Annotated in this window: 13 protein-coding genes; 8 read left to right on the top strand and 5 right to left on the bottom strand. The window is 52.2% G+C overall.

Annotated features, from left to right (window positions below; genetic code table 11):
• The first annotated feature begins 5 nt into the window (after nt 1-5).
• From PUE40_RS02350 to PUE40_RS02335, 4 genes are read left to right on the top strand one after another with little or no spacing between them, the layout of a single operon-like run.
• Nucleotides 6-497, top strand: coding sequence for a DUF4358 domain-containing protein (locus PUE40_RS02350; protein WP_277671784.1), 492 nt, complete (start codon nt 6-8; stop codon nt 495-497).
• Nucleotides 484-1,893 carry an MBOAT family O-acyltransferase gene (locus PUE40_RS02345; RefSeq protein WP_277671783.1) on the top strand — a complete coding sequence of 470 codons (1,410 nt, stop codon included), beginning with the start codon at nt 484-486 and terminating at the stop codon, nt 1,891-1,893. Before PUE40_RS02350 ends, PUE40_RS02345 begins: the two co-directional genes overlap by 14 nt.
• A 53-nt stretch (nt 1,894-1,946) precedes the next feature.
• The gene (locus PUE40_RS02340) at nt 1,947-3,101 is read left to right on the top strand and encodes a DHHW family protein (protein ID WP_277671782.1); all 1,155 of its coding nucleotides are present in this window, start codon (nt 1,947-1,949) and stop codon (nt 3,099-3,101) included.
• Nucleotides 3,102-3,153: 52 nt separating this feature from the next.
• Nucleotides 3,154-4,539, top strand: coding sequence for an MATE family efflux transporter (locus PUE40_RS02335; RefSeq protein WP_277671781.1), 1,386 nt, complete (start codon nt 3,154-3,156; stop codon nt 4,537-4,539).
• A 473-nt stretch (nt 4,540-5,012) separates the two neighbouring features.
• On the opposite strand, the gene PUE40_RS02330 is transcribed toward PUE40_RS02335, so the two are convergent.
• The 3 genes from PUE40_RS02330 to PUE40_RS02320 are packed head-to-tail and all read right to left on the bottom strand — an operon-like array spanning nt 5,013 to nt 7,843.
• Complete coding sequence (locus tag PUE40_RS02330) at nt 5,013-6,392, bottom strand: sensor histidine kinase (RefSeq protein WP_277671780.1); 1,380 nt, start codon at nt 6,390-6,392, stop codon at nt 5,013-5,015.
• Nucleotide 6,393: 1 nt separating this feature from the next.
• Nucleotides 6,394-7,074, bottom strand: coding sequence for a response regulator transcription factor (locus PUE40_RS02325; RefSeq protein ID WP_154553718.1), 681 nt, complete (start codon nt 7,072-7,074; stop codon nt 6,394-6,396).
• Nucleotides 7,075-7,120: 46 nt separating this feature from the next.
• A complete protein-coding gene (locus tag PUE40_RS02320) occupies nt 7,121-7,843 on the bottom strand; it encodes a TIGR01906 family membrane protein (protein ID WP_277671779.1) in 723 nt (240 codons plus the stop codon).
• Nucleotides 7,844-8,212: 369 nt separating this feature from the next.
• Here PUE40_RS02320 and PUE40_RS02315 point away from each other — a divergent pair, with 369 nt between their 5' ends.
• Both PUE40_RS02315 and PUE40_RS02310 read left to right on the top strand, forming a co-directional pair.
• A complete protein-coding gene (locus PUE40_RS02315; RefSeq protein WP_277671778.1) occupies nt 8,213-15,205 on the top strand; it encodes a Spy0128 family protein in 6,993 nt (2,330 codons plus the stop codon).
• Nucleotides 15,206-15,719: 514 nt separating this feature from the next.
• Complete coding sequence (locus PUE40_RS02310; RefSeq protein WP_154553715.1) at nt 15,720-16,658, top strand: hypothetical protein; 939 nt, start codon at nt 15,720-15,722, stop codon at nt 16,656-16,658.
• A gap of 877 nt (nt 16,659-17,535) precedes the next feature.
• Here PUE40_RS02310 and PUE40_RS02305 read toward each other — a convergent pair.
• Nucleotides 17,536-18,066 (bottom strand): cysteine hydrolase family protein, encoded by a 531-nt coding sequence (locus PUE40_RS02305; RefSeq protein WP_154553714.1) that lies wholly within the window; start codon nt 18,064-18,066, stop codon nt 17,536-17,538.
• Between the two features lie 246 nt (nt 18,067-18,312).
• Here PUE40_RS02305 and PUE40_RS02300 point away from each other — a divergent pair, with 246 nt between their 5' ends.
• The gene (locus tag PUE40_RS02300; protein WP_277671777.1) at nt 18,313-18,795 is read left to right on the top strand and encodes a zinc ribbon domain-containing protein; all 483 of its coding nucleotides are present in this window, start codon (nt 18,313-18,315) and stop codon (nt 18,793-18,795) included.
• Nucleotides 18,796-18,817: 22 nt separating this feature from the next.
• Nucleotides 18,818-19,195, top strand: coding sequence for a hypothetical protein (locus PUE40_RS02295; protein ID WP_277671776.1), 378 nt, complete (start codon nt 18,818-18,820; stop codon nt 19,193-19,195).
• 118 nt (nt 19,196-19,313) lie between these two features.
• Here the strand turns inward: PUE40_RS02295 and PUE40_RS02290 are convergent, their stop codons facing one another.
• Nucleotides 19,314-20,624: a DUF1015 domain-containing protein gene (locus tag PUE40_RS02290; RefSeq protein ID WP_277671775.1), complete on the bottom strand. Its 1,311-nt coding sequence runs from the start codon at nt 20,622-20,624 to the stop codon at nt 19,314-19,316.
• Between the last annotated feature and the right edge of the window lie 164 nt (nt 20,625-20,788).

Raw genomic sequence — 20,788 nt, 5'->3', positions numbered from 1 at the left:
GAACGATGGATAAACAATTGAATCGAATCCCGCCGGTGCTGGTACGACTGGCACTGATATTGGTGCTGTTCCTGTTTCTGCGGGGAATATACGCTTCCGGCAGCGCCCGGGATGTGGATATGGCGGATATCCGAAGCGCCATGCTGCAGAATACGGATATGGGCAAAATGAAAGAGTGCAACAATCGGAAGCTGATGCAGTTCATGGGCATCAACTACGAGAACTACGATTCCTATCTGTACTACAAGAGCAAGGAATCCCTGGGTGTGGATGAAGTGCTGGTGGTAAAAGTACGCAGCGCCGCGGATCTGGACGGCTTGAAGGATGCCGCGGAGAACCGGGTGCAGTCTCAGGAGAAGGCTTTCGACGGCTACGGAACCAACCAGATGAAGTTATTAGCCAATGCGGTGATTGCGACAAAAGGAAACTACCTTTTCTACTGTGTTGCCGAGAACCCGGGAAAATACGAGGAGGTGTTCCGACATGCTGTTCAGTAGTATCCTCTTCTTATTGTATTTCCTTCCGGCGACTCTGGCGATTTACTACCTGGTGCCGCGAAAAAATATCGAAGCCCGGAACCTGGTGCTGCTGGCGGCCAGCCTGCTGTTCTACAGCTGGGGCGAACCGGTGTACATCGTATTGATGATCTACAGCGCGTTCCTGAACTACTACAGCGCCCTGCAGATTGGCAGAGCCCAGGAAAAGGGACGTTCCGGCAAAGGGTCCATGCTCTTTGCCCTGTTCATGAACCTGCTGGTGCTGGGATTCTTTAAATACTTCGGATTCCTGATGGATACCTTCAACTCCCTGACGGGACTGCACATCCATTACACGGCGCTGTCCCTGCCAATCGGAATCTCTTTTTATACCTTCCAGGCGCTGTCCTATATTTTCGACGTGTACCGGAAGAACGTGGGACCTCAGAAGAGTTTTCTGCGCTTTACCCTGTACCTGTCCCTGTTCCCGCAGCTCATTGCGGGTCCGATTGTCAAGTACCGAGATGTGGAGGAGCAGCTCAGCGTCCGCTCCACGGATTGGATTGATTTCGGGGAAGGCACAAAGCGATTTGTTTTCGGCCTGGGCAAAAAAGTCCTGCTGGCCAACAATTTCGGCGCCCTGTACGCCGCCATCGGTGCGCTGCCGGACAGCGATGTTTCCGTGGTGACTTACTGGATCGGAATCGGCGCCTATACATTGCAGATTTATTTCGACTTCAGCGGATATTCGGACATGGCCATCGGCCTGGGACGGATGTTCGGTTTTGAGTTCAGCGAAAACTTCAATTATCCGTACATCTCCGACAGCATCACGGAGTTCTGGAGAAGATGGCACATTTCCCTGAGTACCTGGTTCCGGGAGTACGTGTACATTCCGCTGGGCGGCAATCGGGTCACGGTGCCGAGACATATTCTGAACCTGCTGATTGTGTGGTCCCTCACCGGACTGTGGCACGGTGCCAGCTGGAACTTCGTGCTGTGGGGTACCTATTACGGCGTGCTCCTGATTATCGAGAAATACGTGCTGCATCCATACATGGAGAAATGGCCGGGATGGGTACGGCATCTGTACACGTTGGTCATCGTGATCATCGGCTGGACCTTCTTCAGCATCACGGATTTCGGTGCCATGAAAAAATATTTTGCGGTGATGCTGGGCGTATCCGGTCACGCATTCGCCAACATGAAAACCCTGTATCTCCTGCGCACCCACGGAATTCTCCTGGCGCTGGGCATGTGCCTCAGCACGCCGGCACCGATGAAGTGGTTCCGGGAGCGGCTGGAAAAGGAAGGACACGAGTGGCAGGGCATCGTTCTGCTGATGCTGATTCTCATTCTCAGCATCGCGTACCTGGTGTTCGGATCCTACAATCCGTTCCTGTATTTCCGATTCTAGGGAAAAACGAAGTGCTTCGGCATATCGGATATAGAATGTATGAAAGGTAAATTATGGTTGACAGAAAAATTAAAATGTCAAAAATACTGGGAATCTGCTTCCTGGCGGTAATCTTCGGACTGCAGCTTCTGGGAATTTTTATTCCGGATCGGAAGACCTCCGCTGCGGAGAACCGGGCGCTTCAGACCTTCCCCGCTTTTCGGGTGTCGGAGTATTTGGATGGCCGGTTTGAAAGCAAGATGGACGATTATGCCAACGACCAGATTCCGGGCCGCAACCGCTTCATTCAGGTGAAAGCGGCGGCGGACAAAACCGTGGGGGTTCTGGAGAACAACGGAGTCTACCGGGCAAAAAACGATTATCTGATGGAAAACCTCACTACCCCGGATCCGAAGAACCTCAAGGAGACGGAAGCGGCACTGGCGGACTTTGCGAAGCGCCATTCCAAAATGAAGATGCATTTTCTGCTGGCGCCCAACGCCGGGAACATCCTGTCGGAGGACCTGCCGATCACGGTACAGATGGCCGATCAGAATAAGCAGATGGACGACTTCTACGCTTCTGTGGAGAAGTCCGGAATCACTCCGATTGATATTCGGTCTGCTTTTATAAAAGCAAAAGACGACGTGCAGCTGTACTACCGGACGGACCACCACTGGACGACGGACGGCGCGTATCTGGCGTACCGGAATTCCATCGGCGCCCTGACCGGGGACAAGCCGGAGGATTTTGCGCCGAAGGTGGTGAAAAATGATTTCCGGGGCACGCTGTATTCCAAGAGCGGTTTCGTGAACGGGATGGACGACGCCATCAAGATCTATCTTCCGGCGAATCGGGATTACCGCAAGTCCGTAATCTACTACACGGACACGCAGAAGAAGACGGCGGAATTCTATCAGCTGAAAAATTTGAAGAAGAAGGATGCCTATACGGTGTTCGGTGGAAGCAACCATCCGATGTATACCATCGAAACGCCGGTGACCGGTGGGAAACGCCTGCTGCTGATTAAGGATTCCTACGCAAATAGTTTTATTCCGTTCTTGACGCAGCACTACCGGGAAATCGTGGTGGTGGATCCGCGATACTACTTTGAGAATCTGGAGGATCTGATTCAGTCGGAAAAGGTTACGGACGTGCTGTTCCTGTACAACGCCAACACCTTCTTCGGGGACGATTCCCTGAAGATTATGCTGGGAGATACGGAGTAGCGGACCGATTGGAGTATAATCCATGGGAGAAATTATTATGTAGGAGATCGTGATGAATGAGCAATTGGGAGTGATGAATCCAATTACGGAGGGGCGCATTGGACGGGCGATGTTTCGGTATTTTCTGCCGCTGGTCGCCGGAACTATTTTTCAGCAGATTTACAGTTTGGCAGATGCGGTGATTGTGGGCCGGTTCGTGGGAAAAGCGGGATTGGCGGCAATCGGCGGATCTGCCTCTACTGTTCTGTATATCGTCACGATGGTGTTCGCCTCGATGTTCGCCGGCGCATCCGTGACATTGTCCCAGTATTTTGGGGCTCGGGAAGAGAAGAAGCTGCATGAAGCGCTACATACCATGGTGATATTCGGCATCCTCGCATCCGCCGTGACGACGGTGCTGGGCGTGACCCTCAGCCGGTGGGCGATGGTGATGATGCGGACGCCGGAAAGCCTGATGACCTATTCCGTTCAGTATATGGTAATCTATTTCGGCGGCGTGTCCACGGTAATTCTGTACAATATGGGTTCTTCCATCCTGCGGGCAATCGGCGATTCCAAGCGGCCGTTCCATTATCTGATTGTGTGCTGCGTGCTGAATATCGTCCTGGATATTCTGTTCGTGGTAGTGTGGAAAAAAGAGGTCATCGGTGCGGGATTGGCAACCGTCATTTCTCAGGGCGTCAGTGCATTCCTGGTAATGCGAGCGCTGGTGCGGAACAAGGAAATGGAAGGGATTCCGTTCCGTCTGTCCCTTCGGGTTCGAGACCTGAAGGAAGGTTTCAATGGAATGATTCTAAAGCATCAGATGCGGCTTGGCACACCGGGGTCGATTCAGGCAGTGGCCTACGGCATCTCGAACATACTGATTCAGGCCTGCATCAACGGATTCGGAGAGGATATCGTAGCGGCTTGGGCGGCATACTTTAAAACCGATGTTATTATCTGGGCAATCCTGAATGCCTTCGGCGTGACCGTCACGACGTTCGTGGGCCAGAACTACGGTGCCGGAAAGAAGGAGCGAATATTCCAAAGCGTGCGGATGGGATTGATGCAGTCGTCGCTGCTGGTAGTGTCGCTTGTTGTGCTGCTGATGAGCTGTGCCCATCCGATTTTGTGCCTCTTCCTGACCGATGAAGATGTTATTCAAATCGGCGTGACCATGATGCATCAATTCATGCCGTGGTACGTTCTGTCCGTCATCCTGGAGATTTTCAACGGTGCATTGCGAGGCCTGGGCGATGTAAAAATTCCAACCATCATCACCACAGGCTGCGTACTGGGATTGCGAATTCCGTGGGTGACCTGGATTGTTCCGGCATACCACGAGGTGCTGACGGTAATTCTCAGTTACCCGATGGCCTGGATTCTGGCATTGTCGATGATTATTCCGTATTATCTGCATCGGAAAAAACAAATGGGAAGAGTTGTGGTAAGGTAAAGTAAGGTAAAGTAAGGTAAAGAAAGGTAAGGAAAGGACCGAAACCCGGGAGGTGCGAATGTGCGCCCCGGGTTCCGGTCCTTTCATTTAAAGTCGGCCCGTCCGGCGGCTCGGTTCGCGCCCGGGTACCCGCAAAGCCAATGAAATCGGTTTTCAAGCGCGAACCGCGGGACCGAGAAGAGAAGAAATCCGGCCCAAAAGAGGCGCCGCAGCGAGCCGGGCAGGAAAAAGTTTGCTCCCCAAGACGAAGGAATAAGGGCTAGCGGGGAGTGGGGAGCAAACCTCGGGCCCAGCGGCCGGCACCGGGCAGGAAAAAGTTTGCTCCCCTGGACGGAGGAATAAGGGCTAGAAGGGAGTGGGGAGCAAACCCCCAGGGCCTGAAATTCAGAAAAGGCGGCCCAGTCGCCGGCCCTAACAAAAGCCCCGGCGCCGCTGGCAATGCGATCAGCGCCGGGGCTTTCCTATACTGCTTCCTACACCGGAAATGTGGCACTAATTCGGAGGGACTTCCCGTCCGGTGTGTAGGCGGCAATTTTGCCGCCGTGGGCTCGGACCACCGCCCGGGCAATGGAGAGGCCGATGCCGTGCCCGCCGGTTTCGCTGTTCCGGGAGCTGTCTGCCCGGTAGAATCGGTCGAAAAAGTGAGGGATGGATTTCTTCTGAATCTCATCCACGGAATTGCTCACCGTGAGGAAAATGTTTTTACCCTGACGATAGAAGAAGAGGCGGATATCACCGGAATCCGAAGAATATTTGAACGCGTTGTCCAAGAGGATGCTCACCAGCTTGCGGAGGGCACTCTCGTCGCCTCGCAGGAACAGATCGTCCGCCACATCGTAGTTGTATTTTTTCTCGGAAACAAGGGCCCGGGATTCGAAAGAATGGGCCACGTCGCCAACGATTTTCGAGAAATTCAATCGCTTCATGTTGACGGAGGTTTTCTGCACCTCCTCCATGCGGGTCAGGTACACCAGCTCTTCGGTGAGGGTGGACAGGCGCCGGGTCTGCTGCCGGATATCCTCCAACCATTCGTTGGGCGCATCGTCCGGCTGTTCCATCTCCAGAACGGACACGTCTGCGTTGATGATGGTCAGTGGCGTGCGAATTTCATGTCCCGCATCGGTGATGAACCGCTGCTGTTTTTCGTAGCTTTCCGCCACCGGCCGGAGAATTTTTCCGGAGAAAAAGGTGATTAGTGCGGAAATGATTGTGACGCCGATGAGGCACACCAGAATGCTGACGTTTCGGAAGGCCCGGAAATTGTCCAGAGAACGGGAGCAATCCAGGTAGACGTAGCGACTTCCGCCCTTTTCCGTCACTCGGGTGCAGCGGAAGTCTTCAATAAAAGTACATTTTCCGTCTTTCGAAAGCTTCCGTTCCGCCTTTCGCTGAATGGATTCCAGTGCATTCTTATTTACCGCCAGCAGCTGGGAGGAATCCACTTCCCGCAGGGTTCCGTTAGAATTGGTCAGCACCGAAAAATATCGGGTTTCAAATGGCTGCGCGGAAGTGCGGGCCTTGTTGTCCAGCTGAATCCGGAAAATATAGCTGCGGTCGTTGGTATCATCCTTCGGATTTAATTTAGAAAAGCGGCGCTTCTTCTGAACGATGCTGGTGGATTTTTCTTCCAAATCGCCGCTGCCGGAAACCTCCACGGAATCGCGTTTTCCTTTTATTAGCAGGCTTTCCGGAAACGTCCCGTGATTGGCCGACAGAATCGAAAGGGTCCAGTCCGCTCGGTCTACCACGTTTCGGTAGCTGATGCCGTTGATGATAATCGTCAGTAGCGCGATGGTGAAGAATACCGATAGGATGGTCACCGCGATGAATCGGTGCCGTAATTTTTTTACCATATTAGTCCTCTTCCTCCACCACCAGGGAATACCCCACGTTTCGGGTAGCCTTAATCAGCACGTTCGCCCCCAAAGCCTTGAATTTCCGGCGAAGATAGGAAATGTACACCCAGATGATGCTGGTCTCCGCATCGCTGTCCAGCCCCCAAATCCGCTCGAAAATCTGCTCCGTGGACAGCACCTGCCCCGGATTGCTCATGAGGAGTTCCATCAGCTGAAACTCCTTGTTGGCCAGCCGGATGGAATTCTCCCCGCAGGCCAGCTCGTAATTGGTCCGGTCCAGAGTCACGTTCCCCAGCTGCAGCACGGAGCTTGGATTCTTGGTCTGAACTCGGGTAATGGCCCGGATTCGCGCAAGCAGCTCTTTCGGATCGAAGGGTTTCGTCAGATAATCGTTGGCGCCGCTGTCCAGCCCCAGCACCTTGTCGTCCACCTCGGAGCGGGCGGTGAGAATCAGCACCGGCGTCAGGTCGTTCCGCTCCCGCAGCGTGCGCAGCACCGTCAGGCCGTCCACCTTCGGCATCATCAGATCCAGAATGACGGCGTCGTAACTGCTCACGTCCAGAAAATCCAACGCTTCTTCCCCGTTGTATGCCGCATCCACCGAGTAATGGCTGCTCTCCAGAATCCGGGTCAGCGCCCGGGAGAGAGATTTTTCGTCTTCCGCAAGAAGTAGTCGCATAAGTTTTTTTCCTTTCCGCTAAAAACATTTTCGCTAAAAATATCTTCTATTTATATGTCACCCGTTTCCGGCGAATCCCCATAAAGGCGGCACACATCGCCAGTTCCATCAGAAGAAATATCTCTCCGATTCGAAATGCCGTGTCGGAGAAGAAACCTTCCGGCAGCAAGTTGATGAGATTATCTTCCGTCGGATTCAGGATCCACAGGTCGTTATCAAAGAACAAATGATGAAATATCACGAAGTACCGGTCGAAACTTCCGGAAACAATCAGTGCGGTGAGGCCGATAATCGCCAGCAGGACGCCGGTTATTTTTGGGACCAGTACGATGAAATCCGGGAGCCGGTTCGGATGCTGATTTCGACCGAAGCAAAGCACCCCGAGAATTCCCATGCTGATGAGGGCCGTGATCTTTCGAAGACGGAATCCGCCCAGAAAAAGTGCCCGGCAATCCTTCAGGTGAGCCTTTTCTCGATTGGAGAAGAATTCCTGTTGCTTGCCGTCGATGGTGGTCATCACGGTGAGATTTTTTCGGTCCCCTTTGAGGTAGTCCATCATCTCTTCTGTCACCTGCAGTGCGGATTCCATGGACAGCTCGCCTCGCACATCCTCCAGCACCATGTATTTGTCGTATTCTTTTTCGAACCAACCCGGAGTGCGATAGAGCAGAATTTCCGCAGCGGTGAGCAGCAGGCACAGCATCATCGTCAGGCTGAACAGGAGGCTCAGCACCAAAGCGGCTCCGGGGCATCGTCGTTTGTCTTCCATATTATATCCCTTTCCGTATCATACTCGGAATACCTTAAGCGGAGCTGAGTTCCGGCGGGCATCCCGATAAAATATTATATCTTTCAACGGGGAACATATCAACCGTTTGCGGTGGCTGCCGGCGGGGACCGCATCCAATCCGAAGGTATCCGAAATGAGCATAAATAAGTGGTTATATATAATATATCTGTGGTTTAATAAGCAAAAAAGTACTCTTTCGAGTACCCCTTCAATCCGTACCGTTATGATAAAATAAATAATCATGGAGATATAATGCATGAATGGTCGGCAAGTACGCAATATCACGGAACACCGGCCGGACATCATCCTTCCCTGGGGGTTGCAGGGGAGAATGAGGAAGGGGGAAAAATGATAGGCTATTTTCGTAAGCGAAAAAGAGTTGCCTGGATCGTGACGCTTTTGCTGTCCGTGACCATCCTGTTTGGAATGTCCGGAACAACAGTGTCCGCGGCAACCGGTGCCGTGGCAGATGATGTGACCATCGGTCATTGGCACGATTCTATTGCAATTGATGACACCACAAAGAATATCGGGAGGATTTGGACGGACAAGTCCGTATCTGCCGGCAACATTGTGATGGGGAAGCTGGATAATTCCGGCACGAAGACCGTGGAGAAGAACGGAGATTCCGACTTCCTGGTAGGTCTGTCCGCACTGTCTTCCGCTGCGAAGATCATGGGACAGTCCACCGTTCCGCTGGACATCGTAATGGTGCTGGACGTATCCGGAAGTATGGCTAACAAAGACAACAAAACTGGCAAAGATAAAATGAGCACCCTGAAGACGGCGGTGAACTCTTTTATTGACGAGACGGCAAGGACCAACAGCGAGCGGTCCAACGAGAACCTGCACAGCCGCATTTCGCTGGTGAAATTCTCGGGCAAACAAACCGACAACGTGGGAAATGATACCTACCGATCGGGTGGCTATACTTACAACTACACTCAGGTTGTAAGCAACTACAAAGCGTACACCAACGACAACAAGTCGGAGCTGCAGAACAAGGTCAATGCGCTGAAACCGGCAGGTGCCACCGCGGCGGATTACGCCATGGATCAGGCCAAGAAGCAGGTGGACCAAAGCAAGAGAGACGAGGCCGCCAATCCGAACCGAAAGAACGTGAAGCGCATCGTCATCTTCTTCACTGATGGCGAGCCGACTTACCAAAGCAATTTTGACGAAGACGTCGCCAATGCGGCAATTCAGAAGGCGAAGACCATCAAGACCGACGCCACCATGTATTCCATCGGCGTGTTCAAGGATGCGGATGCCGGCAGCACCAAAGACAAGTTCAACAAGTACATGCACGGCATGTCCAGCAACTATCCGAACGCGACTGCGTACAACAATCTGGGCACCCGTGCCACGAATTCGGACGGAAGCGAGACCGCCTTCTACAAGGCCGCAACCCAGGCTTCGGAGCTGAATAACATCTTCAATGAAATTCAGGAAGAAATCATCGCGACGGCCCAGTCTCCGACGGAAGTGGAAGCCGGTGCGGATCCGACGCAGAGCGGCTACGTGACTCTGGTGGATCAGCTGGGGGACTACATGCAGGTAGATGATTTGAATTCCCTGCTGTACGCAGAGAACCAGTACCACTACACAAAAAAGGATGTGACCGAGGAAGGAAACACCACCAAGGTAACCTACACCTTTGAAAAGGAGATCCCGAACACGAATCACGTATATCCGACGGGAAATCTGAGAGATATCAAGATTACCGTAGAGAAAGCCGATGCGGCGACCGCACTGGCGACGGGAGACAAGGTGACCGTAAAGATTCCGGCCAACCTGATTCCGCTGAGATACTATGAAGTTACCAAGGACAACAAGCTTACCGTCGACGACACCTATCCATGTCGACTCTTCTATGACGTGAGCCTGAAGGCAGCGGCAGAGAAGAAGCTGGAGAGACCGGATGAAGCGATGGAGGCTTATATTGCCGAAAATTCCAACGAAGACGGTCAGGTGGCGTTCTATGCCAACAAGTACGACAAGAAGTCTTCCAATCGGGGTTCGGAAGGCATCGGCGCATATGCCAACTTCACGCCGGCATCCACCAACGACTTCTACTACTTCCAGGAGGACGAGATTCTGTACACGGATGAAGCATGTACCCATCCGGAAAAGGATTCCATCGATACCAGTGGCGATACCACGTACTACTACCAGCGTCAGTATTACAATAGAGACGCTTCCGGAAATGCGGTGAAGAAGACAAACACCGTAAAGGTTCCGGGCAACAGCAATCTTCTCCTGGAAGGCTATGCGAAGAAAAACACCAAGACGGGTGAATACTACATCCCGGCCGGAACACCGAGAAGCACCAGTCTGACTTATTTTACCGAAAATAAGGCGGACGGCGCCAATAAGTCCCAGACATCCAATCGGGTAATCAAGCCGGTATGGGAGAACAACTACGCCGGAAAGAGCGTGTTTACCTATCTGGGCAACAACGGAAAGCTGGTCAAGGAACTTCCGGGCGAGCTGGATATTCGGAAATCCGTACAGGCGGCAGAGGACCATCAGGTTCCGGACATCCTGAAGGATCAGGAATTCGAGTACAGCCTGACATTTACCGGCGGTACAAAAGAAAAATACACCGCTCAGAAATACACCGGTGCGGACAAAGAGGGAGACGAGTTCACTGTCAAGTCCGGAGATACCTTTAAATTAAAGGACGATCAGACCTTGAAGATCTACGGTGTGGATGGCGGAACCCGGTACACCGTAACCGAGGCAAAGCCGGAGCATTTCACCGGAAGCGCAGCACAGCGGAATGCCGGTGAAGGCAGCGAGACCGGAACGAACAACGACGGCGGAGTATATGCGAAGGGAACCGTTGCCGGCAAAGATGCCGCAGTGGTAGATTACACCAATATCTATCAGGCCGACTCCACCACACTGAAGGGTTCCGAGTCCCTGAAGATTAAGAAGAATTTCGAAACCGCATCCGGTGCATCCGCATGGGATATGGATTATTTGAAGGACGCGAAATTCCAGTTCATTCTGAGCCCGCTGGATAACGAATGTCCGATGCCAAAGGATGCCGCTGTTGTGGACGGCATGAAGGTTTCCCGCCTGAACGTAAACTCCAAGGCTGAAATCGAAAAAGCCTTTGGCGATATCGAATACACCAAGCCGGGAACATACGAGTACCAGATTACGGAAAAGGATCCGGGAGATACGGCGAAGCAGGGTGTAACCTACTCCAGCGCATCGTACCGCGTTACCGTAAAGGTGACCGATGAGAACGGAAGACTGAAGGCAAATGCCACCATGAAGAAAATCCGCAAGGATGACGGCTCGGAAGTGGCAAACCCAACTTCCGTGGACAACAAAACCGCGGCATTTGCGAACGTATATGATGCGAAAGAACAGACCGTTGATCTGGGTGCCGGAAAGGAATTTACGGATTCCACCGGAACCAAGACCTTAAAGGACGGCGACTATAAGTTCCGACTCACACCGGTTACCGAAGGGGCACCGCTGCCGGATGGCGCATCCGGACATGTGGACGCGTCGAATATCGGAAATGGCGTGAAATTCGGAAATATCACCTTTACGGCAGAGCATGCAAAGGGTGCAACGCAGGATAAACCGCTCACTTACGAGTACAAGATGAAGGAAATCCTACCGGAAAGTGCAACCGCATCCAACCACTACACCGTAGACGGATTGACCTATGACAACGCGGAATACAAGGTGCGCATCAACGTGTACATCGATGACGTGGATGGTCAGGACACGGTAGTTGCGGATTACAAGTATCTGGATGCAGACGGAAAAGAACTGCAGACCATGCCGATTTTCCGGAACTCCTACAAAGCAGATGCCGTAACCCTTACCGGAAACACGGCACTGGCGGGCGAGAAGACCCTCACCGGAAGAGACGGAAAGACCGACGAAGCATTTAACTTCAAATTGACACCGGATGCAGAGACGCAGAAGGCGATTGAGAAGAACGATGTTTCCATCGCCGAGAACGGAGATACCGCTTCGGTAAAGAACCTGAAGAACGGCGAGGCAAAGGACTTTGGATTCGGCAATGTTACCTTCCGAAAAGAAGGCGTATATCGTTTTGACATTACCGAGATGGTACCGGGAACACCGGCCGGCGGAATGACCTATGACCGCCACGCTGCCAAAGTAACCGTGACCGTAACCGACGACGCAGATCACCCGGGCAAACTCAAAGCCAAGGTGGAATACAACAACGGCACCGCATCGGATCGGACGGACAAAGCCGTATTCAAGAACAAATACGAATCCAGCCTGGTATACGGAACCACCGGTGCCTTGAACATTCAGAAGGTGCTGAACGGCCGTACCATGAAGGCGGGAGAATTTGAATTCACCTATGGACTGAAGGACGGCCAGACGGTGAAAATCACCAACCCGAACCAGCGCGAATCCGGCGAAGCGGACACCATGAATGTTCTGGCAGATCTTACCTTCGACCAGACCATGTCCGGAAAGACCCAGACCTACATCGTTCGGGAAACCAAGGGAAGCATCAAGGGTGTGACCTACGACGAACGAATCGGCACCGTGGAAATCACACCACAGGACAACGGCGACGGAACCATGCACGTGGTAACAAAGGTAACCATGAAGAACGCAGATGGTTCCGGCGAATCGGTAAAAACATACGACAGCTCCAACCACAATTCCGGCACTCCGACCGTTCGGTTCACCAACACCTATGCGGCGGCAGCGACGGATCCGGTACAGGTCATCACCGGCTTCAACAAGAAGCTCACCGGAAGAGAGTGGAAGGACGGCGAAACCTTTACCTTTAAGCTGAAGAACGTATCGAAACCGGATGGCGTGGAAACCGCACCGATGCCGAAGAAGGACGAAATTACCGTCAGCAAAGCAGATGTGAAAGACGGAAAAGCTCCGATTGAATTCGGCGCACTGACCTTTAAAAAGGCGGGCGAGTATAAGTACCAGCTGAACGAGCAGGTACCGAGTCCGGAAGCAGCGGGCATGACCTACGACAAGGCGGTTCGCGACATTACCGTCACCGTTACCGATAACGGAACGGGCAAGCTCACCGCAGCGGTAACCGCTGTCAGTGGAAACGAGACCTTTACAAATGAATACAAGACAGAAGATCTGCCGATGGATCAGGTTCTGGGACTGAGCATGACCAAAGTTCTGACCGGTCGGGATATGACGGAAGATGATTTTAGTTTTACCCTGAAAGGCACAGACGAAGCGTCGGCGAAGAAGCTGAACATTGCGGAAGACGGTGAAACCGTATCGAGCAAAGACGGTGCGGACGGCGAGACCGTTACCGTACTGAGCGGATTGAACATGACCCTGAAACAGGCGGATATCGGAAAGACGTACGCATACACCTTCGAAGAGGTGAAGGGCTCCGCAAAGGGTATCGTCTACGATGAGAGTCAGTACAAGCTGGAAATCACCGCGAAGGACGGCGGCGACGGAACGCTGAAGGCGGAAGTGGTACTGAAGGACAAGTCCGGTAAGGAATTGTTCCGGAAGACCGTAAGCAAAGAGAATCCGGCAATGGGCGAAAAGGGCATCACCCTCGCTTTTGCGAACCGGTACGACGGATCCACGGATGTTTCCGGCGGAACCAAGGCGGACATCAACGCTTCCAAGAAGCTGACCGGCCGGAAGCTGAAAGCCGGCGAGTTCACCTTTAAGCTGATGACGAAGCCGGGTGACGGCAGCAAAGGCACCGTACTTCAGACCAAGGAGAACGGCGCAGACGGCAGCATTCATTTCGATGCGCTGAGCTACCGGACCAACGAGAAGGCGGCAGGCAGCGGCACCGTACTGAAGAAGGCGGTAGAAGACGGATATGCAACCAAGACCACCAAGGATGGCAAGGTGGTATACACCGTGAACTACCGTGTTGAAGAATCGGCAAACAACCTGCCAAAGGGCGTTACCGTGACTGCTGGAAGCTTTGATCTCTCGGTAGAGGTTACCGACAAAAACGATGGAACCCTCAAAGCGAAGACCATTTATCCGAAGGATTCCGGAGATAAGTGCGAATTTGTGAACACCTACGGAAACGGCGAGGAAGTTCAGGTGAACGTATCCGGAAGCAAGACTTTGGAAGAAGCAGAGGAAGGATTGAATCCGCCGGATATCAGCGGCAAGTTCACCTTTACGCTGGAGGCGCTGACCAAAGGCGCTCCGATGCCGAAGGATAAAACGGTTACCAACGACGGAAACGGCAACGTAACCTTTGGAACCCTGGCATTCAAAATTGACAATCTGGAAGACGTGGACCAGGCAGATGACGGTTCCCGCGAAAAGACCTTCAAGTACAGCGTGACGGAGTCCGGAAACGTACCGGGCGTTGATAACGATTCCAAGAGCACCAAGGAATTCGAACTCACCCTCAAGGATGACGGAGAAGGAAACCTGACGGTAATCCCGAAGGAGACCAATAACCTGTTTACTTTTACCAACACCTATGGGGTAAAGAAACTCTCCTCCAGCGTGACGGATCAGATTGACATCACCAAGAAATTGGACGGAAGAAATCTGAAGGACGACGAATTCAAGTTCCGTCTGATGGAGGACGGCAAGGAGATCTCGAAAGCAGCAAATGATGCAAACGGCAAGGTTACCTTCGATAAGATTACCTACACAAAGCCGGGAAGCCACACCTACACTGTATGTGAGGAGAATGACGGCAAGGGCGGCGTGATCTATGACAGCAATAGCTACACCGTGTACACACTGGTTGTGGACAACGGAAACGGCAAGCTGGAAGCGACCCACCGCATCGATAAGGAAATCTCCGGTGACCAGCCGGCTGCGAAGGATATTACCTTCGCCAACAAGTATCAGGCAAAGCCGACAGAGGTAAGCCTGGGCGTGACAAAACGTTTGGACAACGCAAAACTGAAGAGTGGGCAGTTCACCTTCGTGCTGAAGGATGCGAACGGCGAGGAAGTGGAACGTGCTACGAATAAGGCGGACGGAAGTGTTCAGTTCAAGGCAATTTCGTTCGACAAGGCCGGAACCTACGAGTACACCATCGAAGAGCTGAATGACAAGCAGAAGGAAATCACCTATGACACCAAGGTTCATCATGTGACTATTACGGTGACGGATGATGGTGAAGGTTCCTTAAAGGCGGTTCTGACCGGCGATACGGCGGCGGTATTCATCAACAGCTATGATAACGGTGACAACGGCGGTGGCGATGACGACGGTAAAACACCGGTTGTAACGCCGACCGGCATCCAGACCGGAGACTACACCAGTGGTTTCATGGGAATGGTAGTGCTGTTCCTGTCCGCATGTGCAAGCCTGGCAGTGACCCTTCGCAAGAAGAGAGTATAGCAGCAGGGGTTTCGTAACGGATGAAACCGTAAAGGAAATGTATCCTATCAATTAATCCCCTAAATAAAGGGAGCAGCGATTTCGATTTTGAAATCGCTGCTTTCTTTTTTTTGTGCAAGGGATCTGCCGGAGGCCCGGGCTCCGGCATGGGGCACAGGGTTCGCGCTCGCCTGCCCGCAAAGCCAATGAATTCGGTTTTCGAGCGCGAACTTTGTGCCGGGAAAAGAGGGAAATAGAGCCCGGGCGGCGGCATGGTTCGCGCACGGTTGCCCGCAAAGCCAATGAATTCGGTTTCCGAGCGCGAACCCTGAGCCGGAAGAAAGCGAAAAAGTGGACCGGGCGCCGGGGAGGTTCGCGCACGTCTGCCCGCAGGTGACAGCAGTGGTTTGTATTTATTAAGTACAATCTCACAGAAAGTACTGCATTGTGTGAGAAAAAGTTTAAAAGTATGTCGTATGAAATTTTACCTTCTTAGCAGTATGTGCCATACTGAAGAAAATACAAGGAGGCACATATGATTTGTAAGGATATCAGTTTTATTGAAAAGGTTTTGTCAGAACAAGAACTCTTGAAAAGTAAATGTGAGAATAAGTTGTATTCCCTCCGGGAATACAAGGGACAACTTTTGAAAGTCGGTTATACAAAAGGACATCCGTATTATTCGGCATATTTTCCGGGAGAAGCAAAGCATTATTTGGGAAAAGAAACGCATCCGGATGTTTTAGGAATTCGAGAATACAGATTATATGAAACTCTATTAACTTTAGCTGAAGGGAATATTGAAGCGGCAGAGTATTTTCTGAGTCATTTTGTACCAATTTCGAACGAGGAACTATTAAAAGTGCTTCCGAAACATTATATTCCATCTACTTTGAATGGAGCTATGGAGTGCAGTGATGCGAAAACGCTTCTGCTTAAAGATTTGCAGCACCTGAAAGATATTTGTCCGGTTCCACATCCGGAATCGTTGCAAGTATCAACGGTAGACGGATCTTTCGTGCGAAGCCGCTCAGAATCATTGACGTACAATTTACTGCATTCATATGGGTTGGATTTTTTCCATGAGCTACCAATATATATAAATGGCCGATATATTTATCCGGATTTCACAATTGTGCATCCGTTTGAACCGATTCTTTACATCATAGAACATTTGGGACTTTGGTTTAAGGATGATATTGGTGAAAAATACAGTTCTTCATTCTATCAAAAGTCTCTTATTTATGAGGAAATGGGATTCTCGCCGGGTGTAACATTGTTGTTGTCTTTTGAAAACTCAAAAAGTGGCCCGGACTTGGAAAGTCTCGCTAAAATCATTGAACAAACCTTCGGAAGAGTTCCGACAGCACAAGCCCGAAAAATTGGAATAACTGCAGAAGATTTTCTGAAATCCCAGACGGAACATTTTCCTGAAAATATAAGAGAATCCTTTGCGACGATTTCTATCCGCTAAAGAGCAGAAAAAGCGTCCCGGACCCCGGTTTGGTTCGCGCACGTCTGCCCGCAAAGCCAATGAACTCGGTTTCCGAGCGCGAACCCTGAGCCGGAAGAAAGCGGAAAAGCGGCCCAGGCCTCGGGGAGGTTCGCGCACGCCTGCCCGCAAAGCCAATGAACTCGGTTTTCGAGCGCGAACCCTGTGCCGGAAGAAAGCGAAAAAGCGGCCCGGGCCTCGGTTCGGTTCGCGCACGCCTGCCCGCAAAGCCAATGAAATCGGTTTTAGAGCGCGAACCCTGTGCCGAAAGAAAGTGAAAAAGTGGCCCGGGCCCCGGTTCGGTTCGCGCTCACCTGCCCGCAAAGGCAATGAACTCGGTTTTCGAGCGCGAACTTTGTGTCGGGAAAAGAGGGAAATAGAGCCCGGGCCTCGGTTCGGTTCGCGCACGCCTGCCCGCAAAGCCAATGAATTCGGTTTCCGAGCGCGAACCCTGTGCCGGAAGAAAGTGAAAAAGCGGCCCGGGCCCCGGTTCGGTTCGCGTACGCCTGCCCGCAAAGGCAATGAATTCGGTTTTAGAGCGCGAACCCTGTGCCGGAAGAAAGTGAAAAAGTGGCCCGGGCGGCGGCATGGTTCGCGCACGCCTGCCCGCAAAGCCAATGAACTCGGTTTTCGAGCGCGAACCCTGTGCCGGAAGAAAGTGAAAAAGCGGCCCGGGCCCAGGTTCGGTTCGCGCTCACCTGCCCGCAAAGCCAATAAATTCGGTTTTCGAGCGCGAACTCTGTGCCGCAAAAAATGAAAAAGGAAAATGCCAACCGTTCCGTGGCATTTTCCTTCTCTTTTTCATATTCCCCCGGAGGGTCGGCACTATTCCCCGGAAGGTCTGCACTAATCCCCGGGACTATTCCACCTCAATCTGGCAGACCTTCATGGCATTCAGTGCATTCCGGTGCTGCTCCGGGGTGACGCCGGCACAGCATTTTTCCAGGACCCGGATTGGGGTTTCCGGGAAGGCTGCTTTGAGAATCATGGCGTTGGAAATCACACAGATATCCGTGCACAGACCTACTAGGGTGATGGAAGAAATCGGATCCTCATCGTCCTCCAGGAGTTGGATGCATTTTGGCAGTTCCAGGGAACCGAAAGATGGTTTGTTCAGCTCCATCACGGTGTCCGGCACGTCGGCGGCTTCCGCAATGACCGGGTTCAGCTCCCAGCCCTCTGTGCCCTCCACGCAGTGAATTACCGGCAGATGCTCCCCTTCCTGGGTATGAAGGTAGAACTTCTGGTGCGTGTCCCGGGTGCAGATGACCGGTCCGTTCCAGTTTCGAATGGTTTCCGCCACCGCCGGCACGATGGCTTCCGCCTCCTTGGTGCCCAGCACGCCGTCCACAAAATCATTTTGCATATCTACAACAATCAGAAAATCCATGATATATTCCTCTCTCCATTGAATTGATACCGTTTGCAGCGAGGCCATCGAACAATTCACAGCGCCTCGTTTCCTCTAAATTATATCGAGGGTAAAAAGAAATAACAACCCCCAATCGATTCCGGCATTCTGCAGGGACTTTTCTCCTCAAAAGTTTGACAGCATGCCCCTGCAAGTGGTAAAATCAGCCCGTTGCGGGACTTCACGAAAAAGAATCCCGCCGGAAATCGAGAGGTACTTATATTTATGACAAAAAGTAATTTTTTGCTGATTAATCGGAAGCCGCAGGTGCTGGAGGAAGTGATTCCGGGGGAGAAGGGTCTGATTTTTCTGGGAAAGGACCGGCACATCCTGGATCACGGGGTTTTGGTCATGGACTCGGGCGTTCGGGCTTGCCTGTACTGCGATGACGTGCGCAACCTGACATTCCTGGTGGACCGGCCGGGCGCTTACGGCATTGAGACACTTATTTTTGCCGCAAAAGAAAAATACGAGAAGGTGCGGGATGCCATCAAGAAGGATTATCCGAAACTGGAGATGAGCCCTCAGAACAAGAAGCTGAACCGGTATGCGGAACGGCTGATGGAAAAGCTGAAGGACGGTCAGGACGTGCGAATTGTGGATGCCGTTCGGGCGGAGGATGTGATTATCTGTCCGGAGTGCGGGGTGCAGTGCGCACCGGGGAGCCAATATTGCATGGAGTGCGGTGCGGAACTACCGCAGAAGTGACGAAGAGCGAGGAGAGTTGAGAATGAGAAGATTGTATAGAGAAGATAAGCCGAAGTTTTTCACTATCGTGATGGTGTTCTGGGTGGCCCTGGGCACATTTGGGATTTTCCGGGGATGGAGCACCTTGAGCTTGGTGATGTGCGCCAGCATGGCGGCGTCAGCCTTCCTGTTCATCGGAACGTCTAAGAAGGATGCGGAATGGATTGCGGAGCACGGCGATCCGGATGAGTATGAGAAGAAGATGAAGCAGCTGGAAAAAGAAGCGGCGCTCCGTGCGGCGCAGGAGGCGGAAGCGGCAGAGGCTGCGCCGGAGTTTGCGGAGATGCCGGAACATCCTTTTGTGGACGCCGAGGGCGAGATTGAGGAAGCCGTGGATGCGGATTTTGAGGTAGAGAAGTAGAGAAATAGGAGAGACGCTGTGGACGAGAGGTTCATAGCGTTTTTTTATAAAAAAACGGATAATCGCAGCTCTGCTGCGATTATCCGCCCTCTTAACTTGCATCAAAGAAATTACTAAATTACTTTCCGATGTATCTGCTCTCGATGTAGTATCTCTTCTCGTTGGCTTCGCCCATGGAGAAGGTCTTTCTTGGCAGCGCGCCGTCTGCGGCAACTGCCGGGAAGAGCATGAATTTATCCATTGCCGGGAGGTAGAAACCTGCGTTGCCCGCTTCCTTTGACAGGGACTCTACGGCTTTGGAACCGTGGATGTAGTCGATGTCTGCATCCTCTCTTTCCTTAACGATAACGTCCAGTGCGTTCTGGAGTGCACCTACTTCCAGCTTGTTGGCTGGATCGGTTACAACGATGGTTCCGCGCTGCTCGCCGGTAACGTAAGGAATTGCGAACTCACCTTCTTTTGCCTGATATCCGTCTTCTGCCAGGTGCGCACCGCCGTTCTCCTGCTGCAGCAGTTCAACGGTCTCGTTTACCAGATCCATGCCGGACTGGCCCTTCTTTGCGAAGATTACACGGTGAATCGGCTCGAATACGATGCCCTCATCGTGGATATTTTCAATTTCGCACAGCGCATAGCGAGCCGGATGATTCTCCGCTTCTTCCGGAGTCAGGGTCTTCTTCAGGTTCTCCCACATGGTCTTTGCGGTTGCCAGGGAGTGGTTTCCGTCGCCCATTGCCTGGAAAATCACGTTGCCTTCGCCATACTTCTCAACGGCTTTGTCGAAGAGTACGGACAGGGCATCCTTTGCGCCTTCCAAATCCTTCTCTGCGATGAAGGAACCGGTGATGTGTCCGCCCTCCATCATCAGGTCGGTATCATATACCGGAGTCTGAGGTGCGTTCACCAGCGGCTCGATAACGCTCTTGTCCGGGTCGTCAATCAGGATCAGGATGTGCGGCATCTCGATTGGAGCACCTTCACGGATGCGCAGACGAGGTGGGATTCTTTCGATTACGGTGCCTTCGGTTGCGCGGGTCAGGGAAGTGGATCCCTTGCTGAAGTCATATGCTTCCAGATCCGTAGCGATTACCAGACCGGTACGGGTACGTCCCTCAGCGGTTCTCTTGATGAGCATACAGCCCGGCTCCAGAGTGCGGAGAGTACCGTCTGCCAGATACTGATCCATGGTCTTGCGGATGTCTGCGGACTTCTCCGCTTCCGCTTCTTTTCCCAGGAAAATTTCCGGAAGCATCAGGCGAAGAGTGGATGGTGCATCTCCAACGATTTCTTCTACCTGTTTCCAATATTCCGGTTCCGAAGTGTACTGGTCACAAGCAACTACTGCCCACTTGCTGTAGTCGGTGCCTTCCTTTGGAAGCATGATTTCCGGAATATGGAATCCGAACGTTCCCCAATCATATTTAGCCATAATTAAGTCCTCCTGTTAGTTATGAAATCACAATGAGCGTCAAATTGCTCACACACAATATATTATGTATTAAATCGCATAGAATTTCAACTGAAAAAACTCAGTAAAAATAAGGATTTTACGAGAATTTTGTCGCTACCGGCACGGTTTTGTGTTATCATCTA

This window comes from Mogibacterium kristiansenii (assembly GCF_029224645.1).
Classification (GTDB): Bacteria; Bacillota; Clostridia; order Peptostreptococcales; family Anaerovoracaceae; genus Mogibacterium_A; species Mogibacterium_A kristiansenii.
Note: the sequence above shows the minus strand (reverse complement) of the source record. Positions and strands in the feature narration are given on the sequence as shown.